The sequence below is a fragment of the uncultured Kiloniella sp. genome, assembly GCF_937128705.1.
GTDB lineage: Bacteria > Pseudomonadota > Alphaproteobacteria > Kiloniellales > Kiloniellaceae > Kiloniella.
Map to the genome: position 1 here is coordinate 1 of NZ_CAKZMP010000026.1, position 15,576 is coordinate 15,576.

The 15,576-nt window shown below is 45.3% G+C and carries 9 protein-coding genes; 4 read left to right on the plus strand and 5 right to left on the minus strand.

Going from position 1 to position 15,576, the window contains the following annotated elements:
- From Q0241_RS01670 to Q0241_RS01690, 5 genes are all read right to left on the minus strand, one after another.
- A partial coding sequence (locus Q0241_RS01670) for a phosphate ABC transporter permease family protein (protein ID WP_299372068.1) occupies positions 1 to 533 on the minus strand: 533 nt, incomplete at its 3' end.
- A 103-nt stretch (positions 534 to 636) separates the two neighbouring features.
- A complete protein-coding gene (locus Q0241_RS01675; RefSeq protein WP_299372071.1) occupies positions 637 to 1,674 on the minus strand; it encodes a PstS family phosphate ABC transporter substrate-binding protein in 1,038 nt (345 codons plus the stop codon).
- A 343-nt stretch (positions 1,675 to 2,017) separates the two neighbouring features.
- Positions 2,018 to 3,472, minus strand: coding sequence for an ATP-binding protein (locus Q0241_RS01680; protein ID WP_299372074.1), 1,455 nt, complete (start codon positions 3,470 to 3,472; stop codon positions 2,018 to 2,020).
- A gap of 187 nt (positions 3,473 to 3,659) precedes the next feature.
- On the minus strand, positions 3,660 to 5,951 hold the full coding sequence (locus Q0241_RS01685; protein WP_299372077.1) for an NADP-dependent malic enzyme: 2,292 nt from the start codon (positions 5,949 to 5,951) through the stop codon (positions 3,660 to 3,662).
- A 302-nt stretch (positions 5,952 to 6,253) separates the two neighbouring features.
- Positions 6,254 to 7,225 (minus strand): IS30 family transposase, encoded by a 972-nt coding sequence (locus tag Q0241_RS01690; RefSeq protein WP_299372080.1) that lies wholly within the window; start codon positions 7,223 to 7,225, stop codon positions 6,254 to 6,256.
- Positions 7,226 to 7,449: 224 nt separating this feature from the next.
- On the opposite strand from Q0241_RS01690, the gene Q0241_RS01695 reads away from it, so the two are divergent.
- From Q0241_RS01695 to Q0241_RS01710, 4 genes are all read left to right on the plus strand, one after another.
- Positions 7,450 to 8,880 (plus strand): ATP-binding protein, encoded by a 1,431-nt coding sequence (locus Q0241_RS01695; protein ID WP_299372083.1) that lies wholly within the window; start codon positions 7,450 to 7,452, stop codon positions 8,878 to 8,880.
- Positions 8,881 to 9,177: 297 nt separating this feature from the next.
- The gene (gene mutS / locus Q0241_RS01700; protein ID WP_299372092.1) at positions 9,178 to 11,823 is read left to right on the plus strand and encodes a DNA mismatch repair protein MutS; all 2,646 of its coding nucleotides are present in this window, start codon (positions 9,178 to 9,180) and stop codon (positions 11,821 to 11,823) included.
- Between the two features lie 74 nt (positions 11,824 to 11,897).
- Positions 11,898 to 14,666 carry a [protein-PII] uridylyltransferase gene (locus tag Q0241_RS01705; protein ID WP_299372086.1) on the plus strand — a complete coding sequence of 923 codons (2,769 nt, stop codon included), beginning with the start codon at positions 11,898 to 11,900 and terminating at the stop codon, positions 14,664 to 14,666.
- Between the two features lie 58 nt (positions 14,667 to 14,724).
- On the plus strand, positions 14,725 to 15,288 hold the full coding sequence (locus Q0241_RS01710) for a PAS domain-containing protein (protein WP_299372089.1): 564 nt from the start codon (positions 14,725 to 14,727) through the stop codon (positions 15,286 to 15,288).
- Positions 15,289 to 15,576: the final 288 nt, after the last annotated feature.

Below are 15,576 nucleotides of genomic sequence, written 5' to 3' on the forward strand. Positions count from 1 at the left end.
AGAATAGCAATAAGGGACGAGACCATCATGATGATTGAGATAACTTTCTCAACCTGATTTCTTGCTCTCAGTTCCGGGTTAATTTTTTTGAGACTTGTGAATAAAGCAAGTAAAGAAAATGCGATAGCAACAACAGCCATGGCAAAATAGCTGATTTGTCTAAAGAGTGAATAATTATCTGCTGCGGATAAAAGGGCAGCGTCTGGTTCGCGGCTCAAAATGCCACCAGAGGCCAGATTGACAACATCATTAATGTAAAGCGTTAGTTGATCTGGTGTTATAGAGCCATTGCTCTCTTTTAACTGTGAGGCAACAAGCATTTCTGCAATTTGCGGCTCAAAAATCATCCAGCTAGCCATAATAAGAAGGCTTGGCAGGCCACACCACAAGGCGGTGTATAGGCCGTAGTAGGGTAGTCTAGAATGCAGAGGCTGATCTGAATGACCAGATAACGCTACTGCCCGCCCTTTTCCCAGGATAAAACCCAGTACTGTGAGGAAAAGCAAAGCGAAAAAGAGAGCCAACTGTTCCATTTGATTATATACCCGTAAGGGAATCCACTTTTTTTAAACTGAACTGACTAGAAGCTGGTGACTTGATGTCAAGTCACCAGCTTTCCAGATTAGTCTTATAAGCTTACATGCTCAAAGATTGAAGACCACGGGCAGAGTTTTTAACTTGCTCACGATCAGCCGCAGGAAGCGGGATCAGACCTTTGTCAGCAAGATAACCTTCGTCACCCCAAGCATCTTCTTTTGTGAAAGCGTTAACAAACTCCTGGATACCAGGTACAGAACCTACGTGCTCTTTTTTCACGTAGAAGTACAAAGAACGAGACACGCCGTAGTCACCAGCAGCGATGTTTTCGAATGTTGGCTCTGCGCCTTCAACGATTGACCCTTGGATTTTATCAGCATTCTGGTCAAGGAAGCTAAAGCCAAAGATACCAACAGCCTGTGGGTTAGCTTCAAGCTTTTGAATGATTAAGTTGTCATTTTCGCCAGCTTCAACATAAGCACCGTCTTCACGAATAGTGTGAGCGATTGCTTTGAAAGCTTTCTTGTCGCTTTTACGAAGGGCTTTCAGGCTTTCGAACTTCTTTGCGCCGCCTTCCATAGCCAACTCGACAAAAGCATCACGTGTACCGGATGTTGGTGGCGGGCCTAGAACTTCAATCTTGCTGTTTGGCAGGCTTGAGTCGATGTCGCTCCATTTCTGATATGGATTGTCAACCAACTTACCGTCAACAGGAACCTGTTTAGCAAGAGCCATGAAGATTTGTTTTTTAGTAAGAGTCAGACGGTCACTCTGTTTAGAGTTTGCAAGTACGATACCGTCAAAACCGATTTTTACTTCTGTGATGGAAACACCATTTTTGGTGCACTTTTCATATTCAGAAGCTTTGATACGGCGAGAAGCGTTTGTGATATCCGGGTGTTCAACGCCAACACCTGCACAGAAAAGCTTCATGCCACCGCCAGAACCGGTGCTTTCAACAACAGGCGTTTTGAAACCGGTTGTTTTACCGAATGTTTCAGCAACTGTTGTTGAGAATGGGAAAACTGTAGAAGAACCGACGATGCGGATCTGGTCGCGTGCTTGAGCAGCGCCAGCTACTGCCATCATCATTCCAGCTAGTGCTGTCGCAGTGAGAACTTTTTTAATCACGTTCATGTCTCCGCTATATAGCGTTAATAAATCTCAAGGTACGCATATCCCGATTTTACGGGATCCCCTCAGCGTGAACTGTTTTTACCGTCACTGGGATAATATGCGCTGCCGATCATTCGGCGAGGCAAAACATATCGGGCTAGAGCTATAGTTCTGTGACTCTACTGTGACAGTTTTATTACTCGTATTTAGGTGAAAAAACGAGTAAGTTTAAAATATATTTAGTTTAAGTCATTAATATATAAGAAAATATTTTTCATAATAAAAAAGATCCCAAGAAAATTCCGGGATCTCTTAATTTGAAGCTTTTGTTAAATAACCCAATCTTTATCAAGAATGTCTAGGGTCAGAAATTGACTTCGTTGATATTAATTGGTTTGCGTTGTCCCTCTGTAATCGCTGCTTGAGGTAAGTAAACTGTAAATGTTGATCCACGTCCAACTTCACTGTCGATAGTCAGAACACCGCGGTGACGGTTGACGATGTGTTTTACAATGGCAAGGCCGAGACCTGTGCCGCCAAGTTCTCGGGACCGAGCGGCATCAACACGATAAAAGCGTTCTGTCAGGCGCGGTATGTGTTCCCGGGGAATGCCATCACCTTGATCAATGATAGATATTGCCACGGACGGGCGACCAAGACGACGCATTCCTTGGCTACCAGGACCGTAAGATTTACAGCGAATCGTTACTGTCGTTCCTTGATGCCCATATTTAACAGCGTTTTCTAAAAGGTTCTGAAAAACCTGTGTCAGTGCCTCTGTGTCACCAAGGACGGGAACAACATCATCCATATCCCGGCGGATGGTAATGTTTTTATTTTGAATTTGAGTGTGTAGCCCTTCGATGATTGTGGTCATGGCCTCGCTCAAATCAGTCACGCTGGTTGGTGGTGTGTGCTCAAGTAACTCGATTTTAGACAGAGATAGTAAATCAGATACCAAGCGGGACATACGTTCTGATTGATCTTGCATGATCTTGAGGAATTTTTGCTGTGCGTCAGGATCGTCTTTGGCCGGGCCTTTGAGCGTTTCGATAAAGCCCATCAGGCTTGCTAATGGCGTTTTAAGTTCATGACTGACATTGGCGACAAAATCTTCTCGCATTTGTTCAACGCGTTTTGCCGATGTTAAATCGTGAAGGCTAATAATAACCTTTGTACCGTCCCATGTCTGTTCGGGCATGCGCGCAATGCGTGCTTGGAGATAGCGTTCAACGCGACCGTGAATCTTGAAATCAACGAATCTGGAAATATCTTTCTGGCTTTTTTCAAGTTCATCAATGGTGTTGAGGATGGAGGGATTCCGCAAGACTGTTGAGAGTTCTTTTCCGGCTAATTTATCCTCAAATATTGTCTCAGCTGCGGGATTGCCACGGATAATTTTTCTTTTAGTGCCCAACATGATCAAGGGATCGGGTAAGGAGCGAAGAATTGCTTCGTTGCCATCAGTGACATCTTCTAGTTGGCGTCTGTATTGCTGTCTTTCTTGTGCCATCCGAGACAAGGTTGAATTAAGTTCGGGATATAGAAAGCTGCCCACTGCAGATGGTGGTTCTGGTAGGGCATCTCGACCTTTTAATTGCCGAAGGGCAGTAATATATTCTTTCAGACGTTCAACGTGACTGTAGTGGCTATTTAGAATGTAGCTGGTGCCAACAAGTATGAGTAAACCTGATATCAGTGCTGCTTGCCAGACCACAAGGTGAAGAATGACGAGCGCAAACAGGACGGCAATGGCCGGGGATGATAAAATGAGTGACGACGTAAATAGTCGATTATATTTGTCCTGACGAACTGGCATGTTGACCCGATTGTGTTAGCGAATAATACGGAAAGTAAGTCGTGATTTCCGCCTATACTTAACTTGTCTTCATGACAGTTTGAAGACGGTTATGAAAATTGTTTAAAATCAGTGGCTTCTGGTTATGTAAATCCAGAAGCCACTGATGAGTTCATAAAACCGTAACAAATATGTTTAATTTTTCAAATTAGAGAAAGGGTTCTTCCATCTCATTTGTAATGGATTCATAGGCACCTAATGCTGCCATGGTCACAAGGTCGGTTACTGTTGCCCCCATAGGAACAATCTGTACTGGCTTTTCAAGACCTACCAGCATTGGCCCAATCACGGCCGTGCTGCCACCTGCTTTTTGGATAAGCTTGGTGGTAATATTGGCAGAATGAAGTGCTGGCATAATCAGAATATTGGCAGGCCCGGTGAGACGAGAGAAAGGGAACAATCTTTTTTGGAGATCAAAGTCCAAGGCAAGATTGGCTTGCATTTCCCCTTCGTATTCGAAACCAACATTCATTGTATCAAGTACAGAAACCGCGCGTCTGATGCGTGTTGTCGTTTCCCGGGTTGGATTGCCAAAATTAGAAAAGCTTAAAAAGGCAACACGTGGTTCGTAACCCATGGCCTGAACATGTGATGCGGCCTGAACGGCAATATCGGCAAGCTGTTCAGAGGTAGGCACTTCGTTGACTGATGTATCTGCAACGAATATGGCTTTACCATCGATGATCATCATCGACATGCCCATAGCACGTTTGCCGGGTTTGCAATTGATTGCTCTCATTGCATCATCGAGTGATACCGCAAAGCTACGGGTCAAGCCTGTGACCATGGCATCCGCAATACCATCAGTTACAAGACAGGAGGCAAAGATGTTCCTGTTTTGATTAACCATGCGCTGGCAGTCACGGTAGAGTTTTCCTTTACGCTGTAGGCGGTTGTACACGTAATCTGTATAGCGCTCACGGTGCTCGGAAATACTGGCATTGTGGATTTCAATGAAGTCTCCGTTGATACCCAGTAGCTGCATTGTATCTTTGATGGTTTCTTCGCGACCAACCAACAATGGTGTACCATATCCTGCATTGTAATAGGTTACCGCCGCACGAATGGCTGATTCTTCTTCGCCCTCTGCAAAAACAACACGTTTTGGGTTGTTACGTACTTTTTGTGCAATTCGCATAAATGTTGTTGCGGCAGGATCCAGACGCGCAGAAAGCTCGCGTTCATAAGCGTCTAGGTCTTCGATATTTTTACCGGCAACGCCACTTTCCATTGCCGCTTCGGCAACGGCCCTTGGAATAACGGCAACAAGACGAGGATCAAAAGGTGCGGGAATTATATAGTCCCGTCCGTATTTCAGCTGTCTGCCTGCATAAGCCTTTCCGACTTCATCAGGCACGTCCTCTTGTGCCAGTGCGGCCAGTGCCTTTGCTGCCGCAACCTTCATTTCCATGTTGATACTGGATGCGCGAACGTCAAGTGCACCACGGAAGATATAGGGAAAGCCAAGAACGTTGTTAACTTGGTTTGGATAGTCGGAACGGCCTGTTGCGACGATAGCATCGTCCCGAACCTGTGCGACATCTTCTGGCGTGATTTCTGGATCCGGATTAGCCATGGCAAAGATAATCGGGTTTGGGGCCATACTTTTAATCATTTCAGGAGAAAAAGCGCCTTTGACGGAAAGCCCAAAAACCACATCAGCATTGCGCATAGCGTCTTCGAGGGTGCGATCATCTGTCGGCACCGCGTGGGCAGATTTCCATTGATTCATTCCTGCTTCACGGCCCTGATAAATAACGCCTTTTGTATCACAAAGTAGAATATTCTCGTGGGGAACACCCAAAGCTTTGACAAGCTCGGTACAGGCAATACCTGCTGATCCCGCACCGTTCACGACCATCTTGATTTTTTTAAGGTCTTTACCGGTGATATCAAGGGCACTTAACAAGCCGGCTGCGGCAATAATCGCGGTCCCGTGTTGATCATCGTGGAAAACAGGAATATCCAAGAGTTCCTGAAGTCTTTGTTCAATAATAAAACATTCTGGCGCTTTTATATCTTCCAGGTTAATCCCGCCAAAAGTCTTCCCTAAAAAGCGAACACAGTTGACGAATTCATCAACATTTTCGGTATCGACTTCGAGATCAATGCCATCAACATCTGCAAATCGTTTAAATAAAACGGCTTTACCTTCCATCACAGGTTTTGAACCAAGAGCACCAAGATTACCAAGGCCGAGAACGGCAGTGCCATTTGATATTACAGCGACAAGGTTCCCCTTGGCGGTATAGTCGTAAGCTGCGGCGGGATTTTTGGCGATTTCCAAACAAGGCACAGCAACGCCAGGGGAATAAGCGAGGGACAAATCTCGTTGTGTTGTGAGGGGTTTGGTTGCTTTGATTTCCAGTTTTCCGGGACGTCCCGAGGCATGAAAGTCCAGCGCATCTGCGTCGGTGGTTCGGGAATTGTGCTTAGGCACGGGTCTGCTCTCCGCTATAATAATAAATAAGTGTCGTCGTCAGGGTGATTTTGGTCTTGTTTTGATATGAATGAAACCTGTTAGGCGGTCCTTAAGGATATACTGCATTGCAAAAAAGCCAATTGGAAGAGAAATTGTTCAAAAAAGTCCTCGTTGGACTAATTAAATTAGCGATATGCGCAGCTGATTGTTTTCACTGACGCGAAATAAGGGTAAAAGAAATAAGCAAATCGCGTTTTGATAAGAGAGAGTTAATTAATTCTATCTTATTGTTAAAAAGATCTTCTCGCTGGATTCACAAATCAAGTGCAACACCTCATGTTTTGCATGAATGCCTCCGCAGGTGTTTTGTATCCGAGGCATTTTCTTGGTGTTGAGTTTACGGCCCAGAGCAATTCATCAATGTCTTGCGGGCTGTAGTTTTTCATATCTGTTTTTCTCGGCATATCCCTACGGAGGATACCATTGGTGTTTTCGATCAGGCCCCGCTGCCAAGGCGAATGAGGATCACAGAAATAGGCCTCCATGCCAAGCTCAGACGTAAGCTTATGGTAATGAGCAAACTCTCCGCCATTATCAAAAGTAATTGTCTTGCGTGCTTTTGGAGGAAAGGCATTCAGGAGTGCAATGAGCAGGTCCCCTGTCTCTTCCGCTGTTTTGCTCTTCAAAGGAGCTGCAAGTGTAAACCGGGTCTTTCTTTCAGAGAGCGTCAGCAGATTACCTCGCTGGGTGCGGAATTGCATCAGATCGCCTTCCCAATGACCAAATTCTTCGCGCAAGGTTACAGCCTCTGGGCGGTCGTGTATTGAGCGGCGTCCTTCTATCGGTGCGCGACGGCGTTTGAAATAACGCCTTCCTCGGCTGGCCTTGGCTCTAGGCAAGAACCGATAGAGCTTTGCCCGACGAATGGCCGGGCGGTAAAGAAAGCGATAGATTGTCTCGACTGAAACAATATGTTTTGATCTTTCAAGTCTGAGCCTGCCTGCAATCTGCTCCGGTGACCATCCCATCGCAAGGCCGTCGCTGATGTATGATCGTAGTGGGCTTAGACACTCTATCCGAGATAGCCTCCGGCACCGGGACAAGGCAATTCGATCAGCCGAGCCAGGCTTATATTCTCCCCTTGGAAACGAGTTCCTACGTAATTCTCGACTGATCGTCGAGGCCGAGCGCCCCATTAAACGACCAATCGCACGAACTGAGATTCCCGACTCATAAAGCCGATAAAGCTCATAACGCTCATCAATATCGAGCTGATCATAATTCTTTCCCATCGCAACTCCGGAATATACCAGTGTTGCACTTCGAATGTGAATTTAGCCTCTTGAGTGTGTATAGAAGAAAGCATTTAATCTTTGTTGGTAAATTACTTGGCATTGGCTCGGAATATTTATGCAGACTCTTTTTCAGCGATATAAAGCCTCGATGATTGGGGACATAACGTTAAATACAATTGAGTGCTTAGCTTATAAACAAAGTTATGTTGCGGGTTTTTCTTATGTTTAAATCTGCAAAAACAATTAATGCCAAGTTATTATATCTTATTGTTCCTGCTGTTCTTATTGCCACGATGGTCGAATCTTTTGTGGATAGCTATCTGGATTTCGAAGAAGAACAGACCATGGTTTCTGAACAGTGGCATAATTTGGCATCGACTCAGGCCAATGTCGTTTCAGGGTATCTTTGGAATTTTGATCTGGAAGCAATTGAATCGCACTTAGGCAGCCTTATTGAATTCTCTGAGGTTTATAGGGCTGAGGTCTATGATGAAAAAGATAATTTAATAGCGAAAAAAGAAGTCGCAGATACAACTTTGCAGACGCATAGAAGCTATACCCTCGATATTATTTATGAGGATCCCTTTGTTAATCGCAAAATTGGTAAGTTTATCCTTGTTGTTGCCTATACGGATATATCCACAAAGCTGTGGAACAATTTTGTGGATGAGATTCCCGAAGGTATCCTTGTTGTTTTTGGCCTCTCAGGCGTTCTTTTCTTTGCAACCCGGCGTTATTTGATCAAACCAATTCAGGACTTGGGCCAAGGTTTTGCATCCTTCGATAAGCAAGAACTTCGTCATAAGATCCCTGTAACGTCCGAAGATGAGGTTGGTGAACTCATTGAGGGATATAACCGGATGATTGATAAGCTTGAACAGCATGAAAAACAGCAGCTTATTTACGTGCAAGGATTGGAAGCAGCGAACCGGGCAAAGACCTATTTCTTGGCAAATATGAGTCATGAGCTGCGGACGCCGTTGAATGCGATTATTGGTTTTTCAGAAATGATCAAATACGAGATGCTCGGAAAAATTCAAGAACCGCGATACAAGGCCTATGCTGAAGATATTTATAGCAGTGGATCGTTGTTGCTGGAAATTATCAATGACATTCTCGACATGTCAAAAATTGAAGCCGGCGAACTTAGTCTGGTTGAAGAAATTGTTGATATTGAGGAGGCTGTATCTGCGTGTCTGAAAATTGTAAATAATCGTGCTGAACGTAATCTGATAACGTTGAAATCAAATGTCAGTCCTGATTGTCCTTATCTTCTCGGTGATAATACCAGATTACGGCAGTTGTTGTTGAACTTGTTGAGTAATGCAGTGAAGTTCACATCCGAAGGTGGAGAGGTTGTTCTGTCAGCCTGGTTGAATGAAAAAACCCAAATAGTTATCTCTGTTGAAGATACGGGAATTGGTATTCCTGAAGAAAAAATTAAGGAAGTTTTAAAGCCCTTTATTCAGGTTGATAGCCACCTTACAAGACAACACGAAGGAACCGGCCTGGGGCTTCCCTTGTCGAAAACGTTGATGGAATTACACGACGGTGAGCTCATTTTAGAGAGTGAGTTTAACAAGGGGACCAAAGTTACGTTAGTTTTCCCGTCTAAACGTACTGACATGAGTGTGAAAAAGCAGGTGAATTAGACTGCTGACAGCTCAAAAATTTTAAAAACGAAAATCGGGTAAGCATTCTTTGCTCAGCAATGCGAGTGTGTTATTTTCCCCACCCTGTTTTCTTTTTTTGAGTATTGCCTTTCTGTGACTGAAATAACAAAGACCATTCCCTGCGACCAGGACCAAGAAACCCCGAACTCTGTGCTTTCTGGTCATAAAGAAAGCAAAAAGGCTGATCAATCTGCACCGGACCAAACAGCGAAAGATCAATCTGGGTCAAGACCCAAGATTGCATCAAAGGTCAAGGCTGCTGAAAAAGTAACGCCAATGATGGCGCAATATCTGGAGATTAAAGAAGATCACCCAGATTCATTGCTGTTTTATCGCATGGGTGATTTTTACGAACTTTTCTTTGATGATGCGGTGCAAGCTTCGGAAGCTCTAGATATTACGCTGACCAAACGAGGTCATCACAAGGGAGATGATATCCCGATGTGTGGTGTACCGTTCCACGCGGCAGAGGGCTATTTATCACGGTTGATTCGCAAGGGCTTCAAGGTTGCAATTTGCGAACAAATGGAAAATCCGGCCGAAGCGAAGAAACGTGGGGCAAAATCGGTTGTTAAACGGGGTGTTGTCCGTTTGGTCACACCGGGCACCATTACAGAAGATGAACTTCTGGATGCACGAAGCCACAACTATCTTGCGGCTTTAACTGATGCCGCTGGTGATTACGGGCTTTCCTGGCTGGATATGTCCACGGGCGATTTTTATACCCAGCCTTTGGCTGCTTCGGACAATAATATAAATGGCGTCCTTCTTGCCGCTTTGGCGCGCCTTAATCCCGGTGAGCTTCTGCTACCAGAACGCTTGTTTTCGCGTGAAGAGCTAGCTGATGTAGTTAATGAATGGCGGTCCGTTTTGTCGCCGCTTCCATCATCGCGGTTTGATAGCGAAAACGCCCGCCGTCGTTTGGAGGATGTGTTTTCGATAAAGGCGCTTGATGCTTTTGGAGAATTCTCTCGGGCTGAAGTGGCCGCGTCAGGCTCTTTGCTTGATTATGTTGAACTTACACAAAAGGGCAAACTGCCCCGTCTGTCTTCGCCCAAGCGGGTCCGTAGTGATGCTGTTATGGAAATTGACGCAGCGACCCGACGAAATCTGGAACTGACCCAAGCGTTGACGGGGGGGCGCAAGGGAAGTCTGCTCGCAACGATCGACAGGACCGTGACTGGTGCGGGGGCCAGATTATTAGGCGCGCGTATGGCGGCCCCTTTAACGCAGCCGGAAGCAATTTCTCATCGTCTGAATATGGTGTCATGGTTTGTCGAAGAAGATGGACTTCGTCAGGATTTGCGCGCAAGTCTTCGTCAATGCCCTGATATTGAGCGCGGTTTGTCCCGTTTAACCGTCGGACGCGGGGGGCCGCGTGATGTCGCTGGCATCCGGGATGCTTTGTCTGAAGCTGGCAAATTAAAGTCGATGCTGGGCGGAGTACAGTTGGATAGCCTGCCTGAGGGTATAAAAAATTGCATTGAGAGACTGGGTGACCACCGGGAACTCTGTAATATGCTTCAACGGGCTTTACGAGAAGACTTGCCGTTGCTCGCACGGGATGGCGGGTTTATCGCCCTAGGCTTTTCGCCTGATCTGGATGAATACAAACAACTACGAGATGATAGCCGTAAGTTAATTGCGGGGCTTCAGGCGCGATATGCTGAAGTCACGGGTGTTAATAGTCTGAAGATCAAACATAACAACGTTCTTGGTTATTTTATTGAGGTCAGTCCAACAAACGCTTCCAAAGTTAATACCGATGCTGACTCAGAATTTATCCACCGCCAAACGCTTGCTTCTGCAATGCGCTTTACCACGGTCGAGCTTTCTGATCTTGAGCAAAAAATTTCAGGTGCAGCAGGCAAGGCTTTGGCCATTGAGCTGGAACTTTATGACGACCTGGTTGGTAAAGTTGTAGAACAAGCTGATGAGATTGCTTTGGCAGCGCGTACACTCGCAGAATTGGATGTTAATGCCGCTTTGGCGGAACTAGCTGTTAGTGAGCGTTGGAATCGTCCCAAAGTTGATAGCAGTCTGGCGTTTGATGTAATTGGCGGGCGTCACCCTGTTGTTGAAGCTGCTTTGTCCAAAACGTCCGAGGGGCCTTTTGTGGCCAATAACTGTTCGTTAGAAGATCAACAGCGCTTATGGCTGATTACCGGACCTAACATGGCTGGTAAATCAACCTTTCTCAGGCAGAATGCATTGATCGCGGTTTTGGCGCAGATGGGATCTTTTGTACCGGCTGAGGCAGCACATATCGGATCTATCGACCGGTTGTTCAGTCGTGTTGGCGCCGCCGATGATCTGGCCCGCGGGCGATCTACATTTATGGTCGAGATGGTGGAAACGGCTGTTATCCTCAATCAATCGACAGAGCGATCATTGGTTATTCTTGATGAGATTGGGCGTGGTACAGCCACATATGATGGTTTGTCTATTGCGTGGGCCTGTGTTGAGCACTTGCATGAAACCAATAAATCACGTGCCTTATTTGCAACCCACTATCATGAATTGACCCGTTTAACATCAAAGCTCAAATCACTTTCCTGCCATTCCATGCGCGTTAAGGAATGGAAGGGTGAAGTGGTCTTTTTGCATGAAGTTACAAATGGTGCTGCGGATCGATCCTATGGGATTCATGTGGCCAAGCTGGCCGGATTGCCTGTTGCCGCGGTTACCCGTGCAGAGCAGGTTCTGGAGACATTGGAAAAAGACGGACAAGCTGGGAATTTGACACATCTTGCCGAAGATCTCCCTCTCTTTGCCAGTTTGCCAACAACGACGGCAGAAGCAGAAGTTGATCAAAGTGCTTCCGGTGTTGACCAACGCTTAAGTGAAATAAATGTGGACGATCTAACGCCTCGTCAGGCACTGGATTTACTTTATGAGCTTAAGGCCGTTGGTAAAGAGTAGGTTTCTATTGTTCCTAAAGTTTCAAAAATCCAAGGGACATTAAATAATAACACAAGGTATAAAAGCAGGACGGCATGCCGATAACATCTCTCGATTATGCGTATCATCAGGACGTAAAGAACAAAACGGCTATTTTTCCTGCTTCTAAGCTTGAAGCTGCGATAGCTGAAATATGTGCGGTTGATGAAACGGGACAGGTCAAACGTAATAAAGTTCTCGCACTTTTACGGGATGCATTACAAGGTGGGCATGCAGAGGTCCGCAAGCGGTTTGATAAAAAGTCTTCTGGAACAATGGTTGTACGTGCGAACTGTTTTCTGGTTGATCAAATTCTGAAGCTTGTTTTTAAATTTGTTGATGAAGAGATGTATCCGATTGGATCGCGTTCGAAAGGTGAAAGTTTTGCTGTCGTAGCAGTTGGGGGGTATGGCCGCGGAGAATTGGCACCACAGTCTGATGTCGATTTACTGTTTTTGTTACCTTACAAGAGTGTTCCTAGGACAGAGCAGGTGGTTGAGGCCATGCTTTATTTTCTGTGGGACCTCAATTTCAAAGTTGGACATTCTGTTCGCAACGTAAAGGAATGCATCCGAAGCTCCCTTTCCGATCTGACAATAAATACAGCCATTCTTGAGGCTCGTTATCTCTGTGGAGATGACGCGCTATACACCAAGCTCAGAAAAACTTACGACCGGGTTGTTCGCTCTGGTCATGGGGCTGAATTTATTGAACAAAAACTTAAAGAACGAAGTGAGCGACACAAAAAAGTCGGGGGGTCCCGTTATACGCTGGAACCAAATATCAAAGAGGGTAAAGGCGGATTAAGAGACTTGCATACCCTTTTCTGGATTGCGAAATTTATATATCAGGTCGATGATATTTCCAGTCTTGCGGAGCGAGGAATCTTCACCCGACAGGAAGTTCGTCAGTTTGCCAAAGCACAGTCTTTTTTGTGGTCCTTACGCTGTGCATTACATTATTTGACGAACAGACCGGAAGAACGCTTGTCATTTGATGTGCAGCGTGACCTTGCAGACTGGATGAATTATACTGATCACGCCGGAACCAAGGGTGTTGAGCGGATGATGAAGCATTACTTTATCGTCGCAAAAGAGGTTGGTGGTCTCACACGTATTTTTTGTGCAGCTTTGGAAGCTGAACATAATCGTAGATCGGGTTTCCGTCTTCCGCTTCCTTTTCTCAAGCGCAAACGTTCCATCGAAAAGTTTCGTTTAGAGGGGGATCGCCTGACTTTTCGTCAGGATGATTCAATCGAAACAAATCCTGTGGAGATGTTACGTATCTTCCATGTCGCCCAAAAACACGATTTGGATATCCATCCTGCAGCATTGCGCAAAATTACCCAATCTCTGCGTTTGATTAAAAAAAATGTCCGTCAGGACGAAGCCGCCAGTCGCCTGTTCCTAAATATTCTGACGTCGCCCAAAGACCCTGAAAAAACGTTACGCCGATTAAATGAGTCCGGTGTTTTAGGACGTTTCGTTCCTGACTTCGGGCGTGTCGTCGCTTTGATGCAATTCAATATGTACCACCATTATACCGTGGATGAGCATACGCTGTTTGCGATAGGAATTTTACATCAGATTGAAAAAGGAACGCTGAAGAAAGAAGCCCCAATTGCAAGTGCGGTGGTTCACAAAATCCTGTCACGTAAAGTGCTTTATGTGGCTGTATTCCTGCATGATATAGCCAAAGGTAGGAAAGGTGACCATTCCATTGAAGGGGCTAAAATAGCACAAAGAATCTGCCCTCGGATGGGGCTGACACCAGAGGAAACAGAGACTGTTTCATGGTTGGTTCGCTACCATTTGACCATGAGTGAGACTGCTTTCTCTAGGGATATTGATGATCCCAAAACTATTCAGGATTTTTCCGAGATCGTTCAATCTCCAGAACGCTTGAGGTTGTTACTGGTGCTGACTGTTGCTGACATTCGGGCGGTGGGGCCGAATGTTTGGAATGCCTGGAAAGCTGCTTTGTTACGTGATCTTTACTGGCGTACCGAAGAGCTTTTATCGGGTGGATTAGCTGCAGAGGGTCAAGAGAGACGGATTCAAGTGGCGTGGGAAGTTCTGACAAAAGAGCTATCCCATTGGCCTGCACAGGACGTTGCCAAGCATCTTGAACTTGGAACAGTTTCTTATTGGATTTCAACAGATACAGAAACCCAGAAGCGTCGAGCTGAACTAATTCGCAAGGCAGAAAACGATAAATCTCCTTATACATCCGAAGTTCGTGTTGATACCTATCGCCAAATTACAGAGGTCACAATCTATACAGCAGACCACCCCGGCTTGTTCAGCAGGGTTGCAGGGGCTTTGGCTGTATCTGGTGCTTCTATTGAAGGAGCAACGATTCATACGCTGAAAAACGGTATGGCATTAGATAGTTTTTATATTGCGGATGCCCATACCAAAGGGATGATTAATGATCCGGAACGTTTGGCAACGTTGGAAACGGCAATCGAAAAGTCCCTAACGGGTGAATTAAAAACGGCAAAATTACTTAAGAATCTTCCGACCAGATTACCAAGCAGAGTTCATAATGCATTAAAGGTAAAGCCCCGGGTGCTGGTCGATAATAAAGCAAGTGAAAGCTATACCGTCTTGGAGATTAATGGTCAGGATCGACCTGGATTACTTTACTATCTGACGCAGGCTTTGACCAAATTGGGCTTGCTAGTTCATTCTGCGCGTATTGCGACCTATGGTGTGCGGGCGGTTGATGTTTTCTATGTTCAGTCAGCTTTGGGTGACAAGGTTTCGTCAGAACAAAAAGTTAAAAATATCCAGAAAAAATTATTGGAAGTGTTCAATGCTTGATTAACTCTCTTTGGGATATACTGAATGGAGTAAGTCAGTTTAGGTGCGAGTTAAGTATATGAATGCAGTTTCACCACTGGTTTTCACAAGCCCGCGTTGTCAGCGCTTGCATGACTATTGGTGGGAACTGAAATATTCAAGTGGTCAAACTATTCCAAAGAAAAGTGATTTCAACCCTGCTGCCGTAAAAACGATTCTATCACATATCTTGATACATGATCTGAGCACACCTGGGCAATCGCTACTTCGTCTGGTAGGTACGGGGATCGTTGATCGTATCGGGTTTGATCCAACAGGACGGGATTATGTTGAATTTGTCTCGGAAGAGCGTCGGGATGACGCCTATAATGAGCTCTTCAAAATAGCTTCTTTTCCCTGTGGTATGAGGGTGATCCTTGAGGGGCGGTACGAATCAGGGCTGGAACATGCTTCTGAATCGGTTGGCTATCCCCTTACTTCAGATAGTGGGGATTATCACTATCTGGTTTTTGTTGACGATGTGCTTGAGAACATTGAGTGGCATCAAAATCCAGACAAGCAATTAAATTATCACAAAGTTAATCAAAGAGACTATATTGATATCGGTTTTGGTACACCACTTCCTGATACTGCTGAGGTTTAACAAGAAGATAGAAAGCAGCTTTTCAATAAACTTCCGAGATATTCTTTGTCATCTTCTATGTCTTTGTATCTATGTCTCTGTAAAATCAGCCTCTTCCAAATCCTAACCGCTTCCTCTACAAAGGTGTGGGCATGAGGGTGAGTTTACAGGTAGTGAAGTGAAACTCCCTTTGTGAGTTCTATGCGGAGTATCTGAATGTCTTTGGTTCGTAATCTGGCGACAGTAAGCGGTTTTACTGGGTTAAGCCGTATTCTTGGTTTTGTGCGTGATATTCTTGTCGCTGCTTTT

What these genes read in the sequence shown, in the direction of transcription:
- Q0241_RS01675 (WP_299372071.1), bottom strand. Translation starts at nt 1,674, where the DNA reads ATGAACGTGATTAAAAAAGTTCTCACTGCGACAGCACTAGCTGGAATG.
- Q0241_RS01680 (WP_299372074.1), bottom strand. Translation starts at nt 3,472, where the DNA reads ATGCCAGTTCGTCAGGACAAATATAATCGACTATTTACGTCGTCACTC.
- Q0241_RS01690 (WP_299372080.1), bottom strand. Translation starts at nt 7,225, where the DNA reads ATGGGAAAGAATTATGATCAGCTCGATATTGATGAGCGTTATGAGCTT.
- Q0241_RS01695 (WP_299372083.1), top strand. Translation starts at nt 7,450, where the DNA reads ATGTTTAAATCTGCAAAAACAATTAATGCCAAGTTATTATATCTTATT.
- mutS (WP_299372092.1), top strand. Translation starts at nt 9,178, where the DNA reads ATGATGGCGCAATATCTGGAGATTAAAGAAGATCACCCAGATTCATTG.
- Q0241_RS01705 (WP_299372086.1), top strand. Translation starts at nt 11,898, where the DNA reads ATGCCGATAACATCTCTCGATTATGCGTATCATCAGGACGTAAAGAAC.
- Q0241_RS01710 (WP_299372089.1), top strand. Translation starts at nt 14,725, where the DNA reads ATGAATGCAGTTTCACCACTGGTTTTCACAAGCCCGCGTTGTCAGCGC.